Raw genomic sequence first — 17,546 nt, forward strand, 5'->3', positions numbered from 1 at the left:
GTCGCTAGCTCGACAGGCCAGCCTTCATCGCGAGCTCCTGCACGACAGCCGCGACACGCATCAGTTGGGGCAGGGCATGGTCGCGGAAGGCGGCCATGTCCATGCGCGTCGCATCGACCGTCACGCTCAAACCGGCAGTCACCGAACCCTGCGCGCCGAAGACCGGCGCTGCCAGCGTGCGGAGACCGTAGGCATTTTCGCCGTCAGAGACCGCGTAGCCCTGCTGTCTGACCAGGTCGAGCCGGTCGAGCAGGGCATCGAGGTCTGTCAGCGTTCGCTCCGACAATTTGACGCGCGGCCGCAATTCCAGCCGGCGGATTTGCTCGTCGCGCGGCAGGTGCGCCAACATGATATGGCCGAGGGCTGCACTGTAAGCCGGAATTCGCGTGCCGGGCCGGCGGTCCATCTTGTGCCGGTCGAGGCCGGTGCCGACGCGCGCGAGATAGATCACGTCGCCTCCGTCGAGCGCGCCGAGCGACGCCGCGTCGCTCACTGACGGCACGAGGTCGCGCAGCAACGGCTCGGCCAAAGCGCGCAGCGTTCCGCCAGATAGCACCGTGTAGCCGAGATCGAGACAGGCGACGCCGAGCCGGAAACGGCGGCTCTGCGGAATGTTTTGGAGATAGCCGAGTTCAATCAGGGTCTGGATCAGGCGGAACGTCGTTCCGCGATCGAGACCGGCGCGCGCGGCAATCTCGCTGAGCGTCAATTCATAGGCTTCGCTGGAAAAGCTCTGCAGCACCGCGAAGGCCTTGCTGACGGATGCAACGTAGTTCTTGGGATTCTTCGGCGGCGCGGGTGACGCCCGCTTGGCGGGTGCTTTGGGTGCCTTGGCCATCTCAAATGCCTGCTTGCAACAACGAAGGCCGGCGGCCCTTGACGTGGCGCAGGCCCGGTCCTAGGAAGGTGCATCAAATAAACAACAAAAGTTCGCATTCCGAACAATGCCTTTTCGGCGATCGGAGGAAATTTGTCAACGTCGTCCCTGCATCCTCGTGGCGTGTTCTGTGCGGCGCTGACGCCGCTCGACACCGAGCTCGCCCCCGATCACGCGCGCTTCGTCGCGCATTGCCGCTACCTGCTGAGCGAGGGGTGCGATGGCATCGCGATGCTCGGCACCACCGGCGAGGCCAACTCCTTCTCGGCCGCTGAACGCACCGCGCTGCTCGAGGCCGTCGTGCGCGACGGCATCGCGCCGAATCGGCTGCTGCCCGGAACCGGCGTCGCGGCGCTCAGCGAAACGATAGCGCTGACGCGTCACGCGCTCTCGGTGGGCGTCGATACCGTGGTGATGCTGCCGCCGTTCTACTACAAGGGCGTCACCGATGACGGTGTCTATGCGTCCTACAGCGAAGTCGTGCAGCGGCTTGGCGATGCGCGATTGCGGATCGTGCTCTACCACATTCCCCAGATGTCGGCGCAGCCGATCTCGCATGCACTGATCGAGCGGCTGCGGGCGGCTTATCCGGTGACCTTCGTCGGAATCAAGGATTCCTCCGGCGACTTCGCCAACATGACCGCGATGGTCGAGCGCTTCCCGGGTTTTGCGGTGCTGGCCGGCGCGGATCCGCTGCTGCTGCCGCTGCTGCGCAAGGGCGGCGCGGGATGCATCACCGCGACCTCCAATCTCGTGGCGCGCGATCTCGCCTATGTCTACCGGCATTTCCGCAACCGCGACGATGACGCCGAGCTTGCGGCGGCGCAGGCGCGCATCGTGAAGGCGCGAGAGCTTGTCTCGCGTTTTCCGCAGATGGCATCGCTGAAGGCGCTGGTCGCTGAGCGTACCGGCCATACCGGATGGCAACGCCTCCGGCCGCCGCTGGAGTCCCTGCCGGCTGCGCAGGTGAAGGCGCTGCTTGCCGACGCCGGCGCGTTTGCCGCGGTGAGCGTCTAGTCTGGGTAGGTGACGAGGCGAGCTAATGTCCGAATCCACCCAGGATATTCTTGCTGGATTGGCTGATATCGTCGGCAACAATCATGTCATCGATTCCGCCGGCGATCAGGAACCCTATGTGGTGGACTGGCGTGGGCGCTATCACGGTCGTGCCATCGCAGTCGTCCGGCCCGGCTCAACTGACGAGGTCGCCGCCGTCGTCAAATATTGTGCCGAAAGGCAGCTGCCGATCGTCCCGCAAGGCGGCAACACCGGCATGTGCGGCGCCGCCACGCCGGATGACGGCGCGTTCAATGTCGTGATCCGGCTTGACCGCATGCGGCGCGTGCGCGACGTGAGCCCGCTTGCCAATACGATTACAGTAGAGGCCGGCTGCATCCTCGCCGAGGTGCAGGCGGCCGCCACGGCGGCGGACCGCTATTTTCCGTTGAGCCTCGGGGCCGAGGGCTCCTGTCAGATCGGCGGCAATATCTCGACCAATGCCGGTGGCACGGCGGTGCTGCGCTACGGACCGATGCGGGATCTGGTGCTCGGGCTGGAAGTGGTGCTGCCGGACGGACGCATTTTCAACGGCCTCCGCGCGCTGCGCAAGGACAACACAGGCTACGCGCTCAAGCAGCTCTTCATCGGCGCGGAAGGAACGCTCGGCATCGTCACCGCGGCGGTGCTGAAGCTGTTCGCGCCGCCGCGCAGCTCGGCCCTGGCACTGCTCAAATTGCATGATGTCGAGCAGGCCCTCCAGATCATGCAGCGCCTGCGCGGCGCCGTCGGCGACCGGCTCGGCAGCCTCGAAATCATGTCGCGCAGCCAGATCGAGGCGATTGCCGCGACCGTGCCGCATATCGCCGTTCCCTTCGAACTCACCACACCGTGGTACCTGATCGTCGAACTGACCGACACGCTGGCCGGGATCGACCTCAACGAGCCGCTCGCCGCCGTGCTTTCGGAGGCAATGGATGCAGGCCTGGCCGAGGATGCCGTGCTGGCATCGAGCCTCGCCCAGGCGAAGGCGATCTGGGCGGTGCGGCACAGCGTTTCCGAAGGCAACAGGCGCAGCGGTTACGTGGTGTCGCACGACAGCGTGGTTCCGCTGGAGCGTCAGGCCGCGTTCGTCAGCAATGTCGAGACCAGGATCACAGCGGCCGTTCCCCATGCGCGCGTGGTGATGCATGGCCATATCGGCGATGGTAACATCCACGTGGTCGCCCTGATCGACCGCGATCGCTGCAGCGACCCTGATGCGACCGCCGCGCTGGTGGCGCGGATCAACGAGATCGTCGACGACGAGACCGCGGCGCAGGGCGGCGCCATCAGCGCCGAGCACGGCATCGGCATCACCAATCGCGGCCGGCTCGCGCGTGTGGCTGATCCGCTCGATATCGACCTGATGCATGGCATCAAGCAACTGCTCGACCCGGACGGCCTGATGAATCCAGGCAAGATCTTCGCGGGCGAGCGCGGTGTAACCGGCAGCGCTGGAGCCGCATGACGATGACGAGCGTCCGCCTTCTTGCTGACGACCTCACCGGTGCGCTCGACACCGCGGCCGAGTTCGTCGGTCTGTGCGGCCCATTCGACGTGACCTGGCGCGAGGCGCTCTCCACGAACAGCTTGTCGAGCCTGGCGATCGACAGCGGCACACGCGAACTCGCAAAGGCTGAGAGCGCCGAAATCGTCGGGCGGCTGGCGCCGCTGCTGCACGAGGGCACGATCGCCTACAAGAAAGTCGACAGTCTGCTGCGCGGGGCGTGGGCGGCGGAACTCGGCGCTTGCCTGCGCAGCGGCCATTGGGCGTCCTGCGTCGTCGCGCCGGCCTTCGACTATCAGGGCCGCCGCACCCGCGACGGCCAGCAATTCGCCCGCACGCCGGAGGGTGACTGGTATCCGGTCGGTAAAAATCTGCTGGCGCAATTGAAGGCGGAGAATATCGATGCCCGGCAAGGCCGGCCCGACACGTTGTCTTATGGCGGCGTTCAGGTCTTCGATGCCGAGAGCGACCGCGATCTCGATCGCGTGGTCGAGATGGGACGACGCCTGGCCGCACCCGTCCTGTGGTGCGGGAGCGGTGGATTGGCCGGTGCCCTGGCGCGCGGCAGCCGTGCCGACGTGCCGCGCCAATTGAAGAAGCCGGTGCTGGGATTGTTCGGCTCCGATCAGTCCGTCACCGCGTCCCAGCTTGAGGCATGCGGCGAGGCCGCCATCACGCTTGCCGAAGGCGACGCCGGAGGTGCAGCGCGGGTGCACCGCAAGCTTGCCGGTGACGGCGTAGCGCTGGTGAAATTTTCGCTGCCCGAGAGATTGTCGCGCGCAGAGGCGGCACGGCGGATCGCGCGTGAAATGACCACGCTGATCGGAGCACTTGATCCGCCCGGCACGCTGATCGTCGCGGGCGGCGAGACCTTGGAAAGTCGTCTGTCTCGCGCTCGGCGCGCATGCGTTAAAAGTCACCGGGCGTCTCGTGCCGGGACTTCCACGGTCCACCCTTCAGGGCGGCCGCTGGGCCGGCGTCGACGTGATCTCTAAATCCGGTGCGTTTGGTACAAGGGAGCTGTGGCGCGATCTGCTCCATGACAATCAGTTGCTCAGCACAGGGAGACCGACATGACCTCTCGCCATCTCGCAATCACCATGGGCGATCCGGCAGGGATCGGACCAGAGATCATCGTCAAGGCCTGCATCGGATTGCAGGACAGGATCACCAAGGGCGATCTGCGCCTGCTGATCATCGGCAGCGGCGCCGCGTTGAACGGCGCAAAGGCTGCACTCGGCGCCAGCGTTGCGATCCCGCAGGTGAACGCCGAAGACGCCGATTGGCCCAATCTCTGTTTTCTGCAGGCCGACGCCGAAGGCGCGCCGATCCTTCCGGGCGTGCTGAGTGCCGATGGCGGACGGTTTGCGTTCAAGGCGATCGAGCAGGGCGTGCGGCTGACACAGGCCGGCCGGACCGCGGCCATCGTCACCGCGCCGTTGAACAAGGAAGCGCTCAACAAGGCAGGTTACCACTATCCCGGGCATACCGAGATGCTGGCGCATCTGACCGGCGTGCGCGGCTCGGTGATGCTGCTGGCCCATGGCAACATGCGCGTCAGCCATGTCTCGACCCATGTGGCGCTGGAGGATGTCCCGAAGCGGTTGACCCCGGAGCGGCTCCGTCAGGTGATCGACCTCACCGACGACGCGCTGCGCCGGCTCGGCATTGCGCGCCCCAAGATCGCCATTGCGGCGCTCAATCCGCATGCGGGCGAGGGTGGGTTGTTCGGGCGGCAGGATATCGATGTCTCGGCGCCGACCATCGCCAAGGCGGTCGCCGATGGCCTCGACGTCGTCGGGCCGGTGCCGGGCGACACCATCTTCGTCAAGCTGCGCGCCGGCCAGTTCGATGCGGTCGTCGCGATGTATCACGACCAGGGGCATATTCCAGTAAAACTGCTCGGCTTCCAGGTCGATCCCGCGACCGGCCGCTGGCAGGAACTTTCCGGCGTCAACATCACGCTCGGGCTTCCGATCATCCGCACCTCCGTCGATCACGGCACGGCCTTCGACATCGCAGGCAACGGCATTGCCAACGAGCACAGCCTGATCGAGGCCATCGACTACGCCGAGCGCCTGGCCGGCGGTACCTCCGCAAAGCAATAACACCGGACGCCCAATGACCAATTCCTTCACGCCGATCGAGATCCTTCGTCCAACCGTCCTCGAGTTCGGGTGCGGAACGATTGCCGCCGCTCCACGCTTTGCGGAGCGGATCGGCGCGCGACGGCCGCTGGTGATTTCGGATCCCTTCAACGCGCGGCGTGTCGATCAGCTGGCGCTGCCCGGAGCGGTCAAGGTATTCGGCGACGTGAAGCCCGAACCGGATCTGCCCAACCTCGAAAGGGCGGTGGCGATGGCGCGCGATAGTGCGCCCGACCTCATCGTCGGTTTCGGCGGCGGCAGCGCGATGGATCTCGCCAAGCTCGTGGCCGTGCTCTGCACCGGCGATACGGCCTTCGCCGACATCGTGGGCGCCGAGAAGGTTGCAGGCCGCAGCGTGGCGCTAATGCAAATTCCGACCACCTCGGGGACCGGCAGCGAAGCCGGAACCCGCGCGCTCGTAACCGATCCGGCCAGCCGCAACAAGCTTGCGGTTCAGAGCCGCTTCATGCTGGCGGATATCGCGATCGTCGATCCCGACCTCACGATATCAGTGCCGCGCGATGTCACCGCGGCCACCGGTGTCGACGCGCTGGCACATTGCGTCGAGGCCTACACCAGCCGCAAGGCGCATCCTGCGATCGACCTCTACGCGATCGAAGGCGCGCGGCTGGTCGGACGCTATCTGCGGCGCGCGGTGACCGACGGCGACGATCGCGAAGCGCGCGCGGGCCTTTCGCTGGCGTCACTCTACGGCGGCTATTGTCTCGGCCCGGTGAATACGACGGCCGGTCATGCCGTGGCTTATCCGCTCGGCACGCGGCACCATGTGGCGCATGGCCTCGCCTGCGCGGTGATCTTCCCGCACACGCTGGCGTTCAACATGTCGGCGACCTCGACAAAGACGATCGCAGTGCTGCACGCGCTCGGCCTGCCCGAGCGCAACGTTCCGGCGGCTGCGTTCGATGCTACCTACAGCTTCTGCGCCGACCTCGGCATCGAGATGCGGTTGTCCGCACTCGGTGTTCCCAGGGACGATCTCGGCGTCATGGCGGACGAGGCCCATGCCATTCGCCGCTTGCTCGACAACAACCCGCGCGATTTGAGCCGTGACGAAATTTTGAAGATGTACGAAACGGCGTTCTAGCCAGCCGGCAGGCGGCGCGAAAAAAACTAATAACAGGAAGCGGAGGAGACCTCGATGAAATCAATGTGGCTTGTTGTTGCGTCGGCGATGCTGCTGGCGGCGGCACCCTCGAAGGCGGAGGATGCGTATCCTTCCAGGCAGGTGACGGTGATCGTTCCCTTCTCCGCCGGCGGCACCGCCGATATCTTCGCGCGAATGGTGGCCAATCATCTTCAGGCGAAGCTGGGCAAGCCGTTCGTGGTCGAGAACGTCGGCGGCGCCGGCAGCATCGTCGGCGTGACGCGGCTGGCGCGATCAGCGCCGGACGGATTAACCCTGGGCCTCGCGAGCACATCCGCGCTTGCGATCAACCCGTCGCTGTATGGTCAAAAGCTCAGCTATCAGCCTGACAAGGATCTGCAACCGGTCGCCCAGATCAGCGTCGTGCCCAACGTTCTGGTCGTCAATCCCGACAAGGTCGCGGCGCGGACCGTGCCGGACCTGATCGCCTACCTGAAGGCCAACCCGGACAAAGTCTCGTTCGGTTCGGCCGGCGTCGGCACCTCGCAGCATCTGGCGGGCGAGTTGTTCCAGCAGATGACGGGCACCAAGATGGTGCATGTGCCCTACAAGGGTTCGAGCCCGATGGTGACGGATCTCCTCAGCGGCCAGATCGACCTTGCGTTCGACAACGTGCCGCTGCTTCTGCCGCACGCGAAGGCCGGCAAGCTTGCGCTGATTGCGACCGCAACGCCCAAGCGCGCGTCGTTCGATCCGGCTCTTCCCGCAGTTGCCGAGCATCTGCCCGGCTTCGAGGCGGTCGCCTGGCACGGCTTCCTCGTCCCGGCTGCGACGCCGAAGCCGATCGTCGAAAAGCTGTCGACGGAGATCCGGGCTTTCATGCAGCAGCCGGAAACGGTGCAGAAGATGGCTGAACTCGGTGCCGTTGCCGTAGCGCTGGAGCCCGAGCCGTTTGCTGCCTACATTGCATCGGAGACGGCGCGGTGGAAGAAGGTCATCGAAGCCGCCAACATCAAGCTGGAGTAGGGATGCTTCGGATCGGCCGAGACGCCGGCTTTCCGAAACATCGCGTGCGAACAGGACGATAGCTCCGGAGATTAATTCGATACTTTCGAACCTATCTCCGGAGGGAAGGTCGCGCGGTAACCTCCCGTTTACCATTCCATTCATATCATCTGCGCCATGGATTCACCTCGCAGACGAAACCCTCAGGCTGCCCTGGTGTCGCTCGAAGCGGCCGCAGCATCCGCCCGCGGCGGTTTTGGCTGCCAGTTCTCGACCTCGGAAGAATTCGAGATGGCGCTCATCACGGAGCGTCGTGCGCAGGGGCGTTATGATCAGCGCAGAATGCGCTGGCCTGCCATCCTATTCGTCGGCTGTGCGCTGATGGTCGCCGGTACGGTGCTGCTGTTTAGCCGCTGATCCTCACTTCGCCAACGGATCGGGGCGTACCTGAATATGCACCGCCCGCGGCTTTGAGCCCTTGCCACCCTCCATCAACCAGGGTGTGCGATCGCCGCTTGAACTCCACAGCCCGCGGCCTTTCCAGCCCGCGCCCGGATCGTCAATGCGTCCGTCAAGGCCCTTGGCAAAAAAGCCGAGCGGATAGGGGATGCGCAACATCACCATCTGCCCGTCCTTCAACGCAACGAAGCCGTCGTTGAGGTTGGCGGTGGAGATCGGAATGTTCTCGCCGAGGCCGACCGTATTGTGGTGATCGACCCAGGTATAATAGCTCGCCTCGGCGCTCGAGCTCTCGAACCCTTCGAAGCCGGGGCCCGGATATTTGAAATAGGAGAAGCCCTCCGGGCAGTGTTTGCCGGTGGCGTTCGGCCCGTTCAGCGGGCTCTTGCATTTGCCGCGATCGAAGCGGATCAGGCTGCCGTTCGAGCCCGAGCCCCAGAGCACGCCGTCCTTGTCGATGTCACCGCCGCGAACGCCGATGCCTTCCTTCGGAATGGCGTAAAATTCCGACAATTTGGTCTTGGGATCGAAGCGCATGAAGCCGGGTTGGCCGACGAACACGTTGACGGTGTACCAGACCGAGCCGTCGGTTGGATGCGGCATGACGGCGTAAGGGCCGGAGCCCGCGACCCGCATGTCCTTTTCGGTTTCTGCCGGCTTGCCCGGCTCGGTGTATTCGTCGACCTTGCCGTTGCCATTGGTGTCGAGAACGAACGGCGCCCAGCCTTGCGCTTTGACCGCATCGCCGGTCTCGTCCCACACCTTGGTATTGACCCAGCCGGCGACCGGGCCGGTTCCCGATACCCAAAGCGTGTCGTCGGCATCGTAGCCGAACTGCGGGTGATGGGTGCCGAAGCAGGTATCGATGAAGCTATATTTTTGGGTCTTGGGATCGAACACCGTCACTTGCCGGCCCGAGCGTTCGAGCGGGAAGGCCTTGGCTGATGGATGATCCGACCCCTTCCGGCAGTAAGCCGGATTTTCGATGCCGCGCACCGCCGCCGCCAGCCACACGCGGCCCTTCTTGTCGAACATGCTGTTGTGGTTGTTGGCCCGCTGGCTCCAGATCTTCTCTTCACCCCAATAGGCCGAGGGGCTGGCCGGATTGAGGACGGCCGTGCCATGGAGCGGAGGGCCGAACGATTCCGGCGCATTGGGATCGGCGACGGGCATTTTTGAGAACGTTACCTTGTGTGTCTTCGGATCGAGAATAGGCATGTTGTCGGACGAGTACTCACTTGCTCCGAACAGCGGCCCGTAGGCGTTGACCGTCGGATAGCGCCGGTCTGACGAGATCAGATCGTGGACGAAGTGCTTCTCGGTCGCCCATTCCCAGGACGAGATGACGACATTGCGCTCGATGCCGGCTGGGCGCGGCGGTTTGGATTTCGGCAGTTCGCCCTTGGCGATCCGGTCGGTCCAGTCGCCGAAATATTTGAACGGCACGCCGCCGAGCTGGCCTGCGAGCCGGTTCACCATCCATTCCCCGGTCTGGCCCGAGGAGACGCGGCGCATCCAGGCTTCCTCGCCCGATGTGAATTCGCCGAACGCACCTGGGATCGTGCGCGTGGATTCCTGGCCAAGCTGATGGCAGCCGATGCAGTCGACATTGTTCATCCGCTGGCGCCAGATGTCCTGCGTAATCTCCTTTGGAATCTCGGTGCTGCCGCCGAAATCCTTTGCCGGCGGGATCTTCATCATCGTGTACCAGTAGATCGCCGAGTAATAATGAGCCGCCGCCGCATCGTTTGGTGCCGGAACCGCCGTGAGGTTGACCTGCTGACCGGGTTTGACCCGCAGCTTGGGTGAATCCACCAGCTCGTAGCCGCGCACCCAGATGGCGTAGTTCACCTTCGGCGGCAGGTCGGGGATCACGTAGCATCCCTGATCGTCGGTGACGACGATCTTGGCGAATTTTGTCGGCAGCTCGTTGGTCTCCGCGATGACCCAGACGCCGGCCTCCGGCCCGTTTGGTCCGAGCACCACGCCGCCGATATCGTCATTGTCGATCGCGACCGCCGAAGGCTGCTGCGCATGCGATGGTCCCGCCATCAAGCCAAGTACGCCCGCCGCTGCAGCCAAGGTGAAGGAGAATAGGATCCGGCCGAGATTCATCGTTTCTCTCCCCGTAGCCATGAGCTTGTCGCTCTTGTTTGGCGCGAGCCTACACCAAACGAGGGTTGAGGCGAGAGCATGTCGCTCGCGCGATTTCGTCATGCGTGATGCGCGTGCGTCGCAACAATGCATATGCGCCGCATCTGTCTTTTGCTTTTTCTGCGTCTGGGTTAGACACGCGCATTCTCATGAGAAGGCGTAACTCCGATGATCACCGAAATCGCACAGATCGACGTCAAGCCCGGCACCGAGAAGGATTTCGAGGCTGCCGTCGCCAAGGCCCGTCCGCTGTTCCTGCGTGCCAAGGGCGGCAAGGGTTTTGAGCTGCACAAATCGATCGAGAAGCCGCAGCGTTACCGGCTGATGGCGCAATGGGAGACGCTGGAAAACCACACGGTGGATTTTCGCGGCTCGGAAGATTTCACCGCTTGGCGCGCGCTGGTCGGGCAGTATTTTGCTGCGCCGCCCGAGGTCGAGCACACCGAGACGGTGCTGACCACGGCCGGCTAAGCCATCAGCCGGCGGCGATCGCGACAGGCACCGGTTCCGCCTTGAAATGGTCGATCATCACCTTGGCGATCGCCATCAATGGCAGCGCGAGCGCCAGCCCCCAGATGCCGAACACGACGCCGAGCAGGATCTGGAAAGCAAACAGCGTGGCCGGCGGGATATCCAGCGCCTGGCGCTGGATGATCGGGGTCAGCACGTAGCTTTCCAGCGCGTGCACGCCGAGAAACAGGATGAAGGCGGAGAGGGCCGCGACCCATCCGGAGGCGAGGCTCGCCAGCACCACGATCAGCCCGCCGAGGATCGCGCCGACCGTCGGGATGAAGGCGAGAAGTCCTGCCTGGATGCCCAGGATGAACGAGCTCTGGATGCCGATGATCGACAGCCCGATCCAGGTCACCAGGAATACCGCGACCATGGTGATGATCTGCGCGATCAGCCAGCGCTCCAGCGTCTCGCCGATCCGGTCGACGATTGCGATTGCGCGCGTGCGGTGTCTGACCGGCGCCATGAACAGCAGTCCGTCGCGGTAGACGCCGGGCTGGGTGGCAAAGGCTATTCCCAGAAACAGTACGATGAAGAAGTTTCCGACCGCGCTTGCTGTGCCCAGAATTAGCTTCAGGCTCTGGCTGAAGATAGCGCCGCCGCTGGCCGCAATCGTGCCGGCGCTGGGAAGTGCGTGGGGCGTCGGCGGCGCAGCCGCCGGCACGGCGTCATCCGACGACGACGACACGGTGCCGAAGTCGAAAAAGCTGGTGTCGACGCCGTTCCTTTCCAGAAAACCTTTGACGTTGACGAGCTGCGTTTTGAGCGTGTTGCTCAGCGCCGTCGTCTGCTGGGCGATGGTGGTGCCGCCGAGGAAGACAATGCCAGACAGCATGCCGGCGACCACGAGGCACACCACCGTCAGCCGCAGCGCATGAGGCAGCCGCACGACGCGCCCGAGCAGGTTGCTCATGGCGTTGAGGGCGACGCCGAGCAGGATGCCGGAAAATATCAGGAACAGGGTCGCGGCGAAGTGCCAGGTGAACGCGAGCAGGGCGGCGAACAGCACGACGCCGATGCCCCCGACCGATATCGCCCACGCCAGATCGTTGCGGGCCTGAAGGCGATTGTCAGCCGGACCTGTCACCGTTGATTCCTTCTCGCGAGACATTGTGCATCCAGTCATTCGCCAAAACCGGGCCGGGATCAAGCGGGCGGGTGCGCGCCGGTTTGACGCTGCAGCCCCCGGTATGCCAAGCGGTGCATGAAGCTGATATGGCGGGCCGGCGAGGAAGAGATGAATTTCAAATGGTTCGGCCCGATTGCGCTGCTGGCGGCGCTCGTGATCGGCGACCAGATCAGAATCAACCGGCCCGCCCACAAATATCGCCTGACAGTCGAGGTCGAGACGCCGGAGGGGCGCAAAGCGGCCTCTGGCGTGATGGCCGTCCATCCCGATCGCAGCTACACCAGGCGCGGCCAGACCCGCACCCTGGGCGACGCCGTGTTTGTCGATCTTGGCAATGGCAAAAACCTCGTCGCGCTGTTGGCGCATATCGATAAGACCGTCGTGCTTGATGACATCAACTATGTCGCTCTGCGCGCCTATACGGTGGCCCAAGGCAAGCGAGTGTCGTTCAACGAGATGAGCCGGCTGACCGGCATAGTTCCGGTGAAGGATGCGCTGATTCCGGTGCTCGTCAGTTTTGCCGACCCGGCCAGTCCCGGCACGGCGCAGCAGGTCGCGCCAGAAGACGCCGCAGCGGTGCTCGGCAAGGGCTACCGCCTCCAGGGGCTCACCGCCGAAGTGGTGCCGAACGGCTACTGGCCGCTGGATTTCGGCGGCGCGCTGGGCGAGCCGGTTACACGCGGAATCCAGGCGAAACTGCCGTGGCTGACTGGGGCCGACAATTCGGCGGCCACCGCGCTCCGGGCGGCCGGCTTGCCCGGGGTCGACGGTATCGACGCCCGGGAGGCCTTCACGCGCAAGTAGCAGGGCAGCCCCGCGCAGAGTGGCGGGATATTGATCCGGCACGATCTCGCAGGCATTATCTTCTGCAATCATGGCCCAACCCAGAAGATCCTTGCACAGGACGATGACAGCGGAATTTTTGCGATGACGCGGCCCGTGGTCGGTGTGATCGGGAACGCCTATCGCGTCGAAAATCGTTTCCAGACCCAGATGGTCGGAGAGCGCAATTTGCGCGCGGTTACCGACGTGGCGGGGGCGTTGCCGCTGATGTTCGCGGGGTCGCCCGAGATTACGGACATTGGCGCGCTTCTCGACGTCGTCGACGGAGTGATTCTGACCGGGGCGCGGGCCAATGTTCATCCCACCCGTTTCAAGACCGAGCCGCATGAGAGGCACGAGCCCTACGACATCCACCGCGACGATGTCGCGCTGGCGCTGACGGAGGCCTGCGTCGCCCGCGGCGTGCCGATCTTCGGCATCTGCCGCGGCCTGCAGGAGATGAACGTTGCCTTCGGCGGCTCGCTGCACCCGGAAATCCGAGAGATCCCCGGCCGCATCAATCATCGCATGCCGCGGCTGGAAAACGGCGAGATCCATCCCGATCCGACGGTGGTGTTTGCCGATCGGCACGATGTCCACCTCACGCCCGGCGGCACGTTTGCCAACCTGCTCGGATGCGAGACCATCCGAGTGAATTCGCTGCATGGGCAGGGCATCCTCGAACCGGGCCAGCGCGTCGTCATCGAAGGCATCGCCGAAGACGGCACCATCGAGGCGATCCGGATCGCGGACGCCGCGAGCTTCGCGCTCGGTGTCCAGTGGCACGCCGAGTACGACCCGCAGCGCAACCCGATCAACCGAAAGCTGTTCGAAGCGTTCGGCGAAGCACTGAAGACGCACCTGCGAACCAGCTAGGCGGCCGCAAAGAACGGTCGCGTCACAAGGGAGGATGCGATGCGAGACCGCAAATGGACGAGACGCGACCTGCTCAAGATCTCGGCCGCAAGCCTCCTGTTTGCCGAACCGGCGAAGGCTGCGGCGCCGCCGTCGGCGGAAGTGACGCCGGCCTTGATCGAAGCCGCGAAGAAGGAGGGCAAGCTGTCGTTCTATTCGGCGCTTGAACTCAACACCGCCGAGCGCCTGGCGCGGACCTTCGAAGCGAAATATCCGGGGATTACCGTACGCGTCGAGCGTTCCGGCGCGGAGCGGATTTTCCAGCGCATCGCGCAGGAGCAGGGCAGTGGCATCAAGGCCGTCGACGTCGCCAACTCGACGGACGCCGCGCATTATCTCGAATGGAAGAAGAACGACTGGCTCGAACCTTACATGCCCGCCGACGTCGCCAGGCATTTTCCACCCGATCAGATCGATCCGGGCGGCATGTACGCGACGTCCTGCGCGTGGACCGAGGCGATCGGCTACAACACCAACCTCGTCAAGCGCGAGGACGCGCCGAAGAGCTATGCCGATCTGCTCGATCCGAAATGGCAGGGCAAGATGGTCAAGGCCCATCCGGGCTATAGCGGCGCCATCCTGACCACAACCTTTCTGCTGGCGCGCGATCTCGGCTGGCCGTACCTGGAAAAGCTCGCGCAGCAGAAGATCATGCAGGTGCAGTCGGCCGCCGATCCGCCAAAGAAGATACTGCTCGGCGAGCGCGCGGTCATGGCCGACGGCAATGATTACAATCTCGTGCTGCTGAAGGATCAGGGCAAGCCGGTGGAAGTGGTTTACCCTTCGGAAGGATCGCCGCTGATCATCGTGCCCTCCGGTATTTTCCGCAGCGCGCCCAATCCGAACGCTGCAAGGCTGTTCCAGAGTTTCTTCTTCAGCGCGGAAGCCCAGCAAATGCTGGTCGACGTCTTTGCGCACCGCTCCTTCCACGGCGAGGTCAAGGAGAAGGGCGGGCACGTCCCGCTTTCCAGCCTGAAACTGCTCAAGGCCGATCCGGCCCAGGTGCAGGCGCAAAGCGAAGAGATCAAAGCGCGCTACGCCAAGATCTTCGGGGTGTGATGCCGGCCGCCTCCAAGGCTGGAAATAAGCCGGAAGTATTTGCAACTGCAAGGAATCATTGGATAGTATTGCAACCGACGCACTTCTGGGACGAATCATAAAGGCGGCCTGTATCAAGCGTCCTCCGTACTTTTACGGAGGTGGAAAAGATGGGATCAGGTCCCGGAAGTCGGCTAAGTCATCCACCATCTCCAGACTGGTGAAGCCATGACGCAACCAAGACGGCTCGCGCTGGCGATGGCGGTGCTGGTCGTCGTGACGTCCTGCGTCGTGAGCGCAGTGACCTATTATTTTGCGACGCAAGCAGCGCCGGGCGGAGCCCTGACGACGATTGTCAGTGCGGCACTGCTGGGCGGCGCGATCGCCGGCGTGCTCGCGGTGGCTGTCGCGGCCGGTCCTGCGCGATTTTGGCGTAGCGCGCTGCCCGACATCACTGGCCCCGTGGATGGTCGCGGCGGACAAGAGCAGGGGCTCGCCCACCAGACGCTGACCGACAGCGAAATGGCGCAAGCCATCATCGAAAACGCGCTCGATGCCTTCGTCCAGACCGATGAAAGTTGTGTCGTCCTCAACTGGTCTCCACACGCCGAGGCCTTGATGGGGTGGACGCGCGCCGAGGCCGTCGGCAGGAGCGTGGAAGAACTTCTCTTTCCGGAACCGCTGCGCGTATTGTATCGGCAATGGCTCGATCAGTTCCTGAGCGAGGCCGAAGGCGACGCGGTCGGCGGACGTTACGAAACGCCGCTGCTGCAAAAAGACGGTCGCGAATTCTTTGCCGAGGTTTCGTTCACAGCGCTGCGCCGCCATGACGGCCACGTCATCAACGCCTTCGTCAGGGACATCACCGCAAAACGCGCTGCGGAAGAACAATTGTTCCAGGCGCAGAAAATGGAATCGGTCGGGCAATTGACCGGCGGCATCGCCCACGACTTCAACAACATGCTCACCGTGATCACGGGCACGATCGAAATCCTGGCCGACGGCGTCAAGCATGATCCGGCGCTGACGTCGATCGCCAAGATGATCAATGACGCAGCCGACCGGGCCTCCCAGCTCACGGCGAACCTGCTGGCCTTTGCCAGAAAGCAGCCGTTGCGGCCGCTCGAGACCGACGTCAATGCCCTGATCGAGGAGGCGGTCAAGCTGCTGGCGCCGACGCTCGGAAGGCAGATCGAAATCGAGACGGCGTTGAGCGACCAGGCCTGGCCGGCCCTGGTCGATCGCAGCCAGCTCACTTCGGCGCTGGTCAATCTCGCCATCAACGCCCGCGACGCCATGCCTGATGGCGGCAGGCTGCTTTTCAGGACGGGAAATTTCACGCGCGGTGCGCACGACGCGGAGGTGGGCGGTCTCGGCGCGGGCGACTATGTCGCCGTCGAGGTCATCGATAGCGGCGCCGGCATTCCACCTGCCATACGCGACAGGATTTTCGAGCCGTTCTTTTCGACCAAGCAGTTCGGCACCGGCACGGGGCTTGGCCTGAGCATGGTTTTCGGATTTGCAAAGCAATCCGGCGGCGGCGTCGTGGTTGACGGCGAGGAGGGGCAGGGCGCCTGTTTCCGCATCTATCTACCGAAGGCCGACGTCGAGCCTTCGTACGTGCTTCCGGCCAGCGATGCCTCGCCGCCTGGAGATGACGAATTGCGCGGGGGATCGGAAACCATCCTGTGCGTCGAGGATGACGATGTCGTGCGGGCGCATGTCACCGGCCGTCTCGAAAGTCTCGGCTACAAGGTCATCACCGCTTCCAACGCGGCCCAGGCGCTCGAGCTGGTTAATTCCGGTGCGGCGTTTGACCTTCTGTTCACCGACATCGTCATGCCCGGCGCCATGAACGGCCGGCAGCTCGCGCAAAAGGTCACCGAACTGCGCCGGCCGCTCCGGGTGCTCTACACCTCGGGCAACACGTTCGGCGCGTTCGATTCGAGCGGGCGTCTCGGCGAGGGCGTGCTGTTGCTGGCCAAGCCGTATCGCAAGGCCGAGCTCGCCCGCATGGTGCGCCTCTGCCTCGACCGCGCGATCGACCACATGGGCGACCCGATCCCGCTGCCCTATTCGGTGCAGGAAGATCTCGAGCGTTTCCTGAAGGAAAATCCGCCGAAGCCGGGCTAGGGTATTTTGGCCGGTCTTGGCGTCATTGCGAGCGAAGCGAAGCAATCCATCTTTCCCTGCGCGAGGTGACAATGGATTGCTTCGCTTCGCTCGCAATGACGTGGAGACAGCGACGCACACACCATCGTCATCCCCGCGTATGCGGGGATCCAGTACGCCGCGGCCTATCGGTTCAATCACTGACGTCTCTGGAATACTGGATCACCCGCTCCAGTGCGCAATTGCGCACAAGGCGGGTGACGACGACCGAATATGACTTCGCGATCTCGCGACATAAGCTGCCCGAGGTTTGCTGAAGAACTTCCCGCCCTCTCCAATCAGAGGAGGGCGCAGGGAAGACCGGGTGCGCGCCGCACCCGCGGTCTCGCGTGCAAGTGCACACAAAGAGCACGCACACGAGCATACAGGTTCGGCGGGAGCATCCCGGCCTTCCCTGCGCAATGGCTTTACGGCTTACTTCGAGCTCTCCCCGGTGAACGGCTTTCTTGCCACCGTCGCTCCACGAGATAACTCGTGAAACTTAGCGCCAGCACCGCGGCGCCAGAACCACACGACTTCGCCGTACGCGTCCGGCGCGTACGTCTATCGCGCCATTCGCGTCCATCGCATCTCACCGCACGTTCGTGACGATCGCGAGCGTCCCTCATCTGCCGTAAGACGGGCGGAGTTATGCCGGTGATTTGCGTGCCAAGTTAAGCGGAATA

Annotated in this window: 14 protein-coding genes and 1 pseudogene; 12 read left to right on the forward strand and 3 right to left on the reverse strand. The window is 64.0% G+C overall.

The genetic code is table 11. The features are described 5' to 3' along the window. Positions 1–4: 4 nt before the first annotated feature. Positions 5–838: an IclR family transcriptional regulator gene (locus KIP88_RS29320; protein WP_214491591.1), complete on the reverse strand. Its 834-nt coding sequence runs from the start codon at positions 836–838 to the stop codon at positions 5–7. Between the two features lie 132 nt (positions 839–970). Here KIP88_RS29320 and KIP88_RS29325 point away from each other — a divergent pair, with 132 nt between their 5' ends. The 7 genes and pseudogenes from KIP88_RS29325 (at position 971) to KIP88_RS29355 (ending at position 8,096) form a co-directional block, all read left to right on the forward strand. Further along, complete coding sequence (locus KIP88_RS29325; RefSeq protein WP_214491592.1) at positions 971–1,894, forward strand: dihydrodipicolinate synthase family protein; 924 nt, start codon at positions 971–973, stop codon at positions 1,892–1,894. Positions 1,895–1,919: 25 nt separating this feature from the next. Then, positions 1,920–3,383: an FAD-binding oxidoreductase gene (locus KIP88_RS29330; RefSeq protein ID WP_214491593.1), complete on the forward strand. Its 1,464-nt coding sequence runs from the start codon at positions 1,920–1,922 to the stop codon at positions 3,381–3,383. A gap of 2 nt (positions 3,384–3,385) precedes the next feature. Next, positions 3,386–4,499: pseudogene (locus KIP88_RS29335) on the forward strand (four-carbon acid sugar kinase family protein). Further along, the gene (gene pdxA / locus KIP88_RS29340) at positions 4,496–5,530 is read left to right on the forward strand and encodes a 4-hydroxythreonine-4-phosphate dehydrogenase PdxA (protein ID WP_214491594.1); all 1,035 of its coding nucleotides are present in this window, start codon (positions 4,496–4,498) and stop codon (positions 5,528–5,530) included. Before KIP88_RS29335 ends, pdxA begins: the two are co-directional and overlap by 4 nt. 13 nt (positions 5,531–5,543) lie before the next feature. Further along, positions 5,544–6,674: an iron-containing alcohol dehydrogenase gene (locus KIP88_RS29345; protein WP_214491595.1), complete on the forward strand. Its 1,131-nt coding sequence runs from the start codon at positions 5,544–5,546 to the stop codon at positions 6,672–6,674. 54 nt (positions 6,675–6,728) lie between these two features. Beyond that, positions 6,729–7,700, forward strand: a complete 972-nt coding sequence (locus KIP88_RS29350) for a tripartite tricarboxylate transporter substrate binding protein (RefSeq protein ID WP_214491596.1) — start codon at positions 6,729–6,731, stop codon at positions 7,698–7,700. A gap of 156 nt (positions 7,701–7,856) precedes the next feature. Next, on the forward strand, positions 7,857–8,096 hold the full coding sequence (locus tag KIP88_RS29355; RefSeq protein WP_214491597.1) for a hypothetical protein: 240 nt from the start codon (positions 7,857–7,859) through the stop codon (positions 8,094–8,096). Between the two features lie 3 nt (positions 8,097–8,099). Here KIP88_RS29355 and KIP88_RS29360 read toward each other — a convergent pair whose 3' ends face one another. Further along, the gene (locus KIP88_RS29360) at positions 8,100–10,253 is read right to left on the reverse strand and encodes a carboxypeptidase-like regulatory domain-containing protein (RefSeq protein WP_214491598.1); all 2,154 of its coding nucleotides are present in this window, start codon (positions 10,251–10,253) and stop codon (positions 8,100–8,102) included. 207 nt (positions 10,254–10,460) lie between these two features. On the opposite strand from KIP88_RS29360, the gene KIP88_RS29365 reads away from it, so the two are divergent. After that, positions 10,461–10,763: an antibiotic biosynthesis monooxygenase gene (locus KIP88_RS29365; protein WP_214491599.1), complete on the forward strand. Its 303-nt coding sequence runs from the start codon at positions 10,461–10,463 to the stop codon at positions 10,761–10,763. A gap of 4 nt (positions 10,764–10,767) precedes the next feature. Here KIP88_RS29365 and KIP88_RS29370 read toward each other — a convergent pair whose 3' ends face one another. After that, positions 10,768–11,892, reverse strand: a complete 1,125-nt coding sequence (locus KIP88_RS29370; protein WP_214491600.1) for an AI-2E family transporter — start codon at positions 11,890–11,892, stop codon at positions 10,768–10,770. Between the two features lie 117 nt (positions 11,893–12,009). Here KIP88_RS29370 and KIP88_RS29375 point away from each other — a divergent pair, with 117 nt between their 5' ends. The 4 genes from KIP88_RS29375 (at position 12,010) to KIP88_RS29390 (ending at position 16,842) form a co-directional block, all read left to right on the forward strand. Further along, complete coding sequence (locus KIP88_RS29375) at positions 12,010–12,738, forward strand: hypothetical protein (protein WP_249791104.1); 729 nt, start codon at positions 12,010–12,012, stop codon at positions 12,736–12,738. Between the two features lie 123 nt (positions 12,739–12,861). After that, positions 12,862–13,632 carry a gamma-glutamyl-gamma-aminobutyrate hydrolase family protein gene (locus KIP88_RS29380; protein WP_214491601.1) on the forward strand — a complete coding sequence of 257 codons (771 nt, stop codon included), beginning with the start codon at positions 12,862–12,864 and terminating at the stop codon, positions 13,630–13,632. Positions 13,633–13,671: 39 nt separating this feature from the next. After that, positions 13,672–14,730, forward strand: coding sequence for an extracellular solute-binding protein (locus tag KIP88_RS29385; protein ID WP_214491602.1), 1,059 nt, complete (start codon positions 13,672–13,674; stop codon positions 14,728–14,730). Positions 14,731–14,937: 207 nt separating this feature from the next. After that, the gene (locus KIP88_RS29390) at positions 14,938–16,842 is read left to right on the forward strand and encodes a PAS domain S-box protein (RefSeq protein WP_214491603.1); all 1,905 of its coding nucleotides are present in this window, start codon (positions 14,938–14,940) and stop codon (positions 16,840–16,842) included. Positions 16,843–17,546 lie beyond the last annotated feature (704 nt).

The sequence above is a fragment of the Bradyrhizobium sp. SRL28 genome, from assembly GCF_018596315.1.
GTDB lineage: Bacteria > Pseudomonadota > Alphaproteobacteria > Rhizobiales > Xanthobacteraceae > Bradyrhizobium.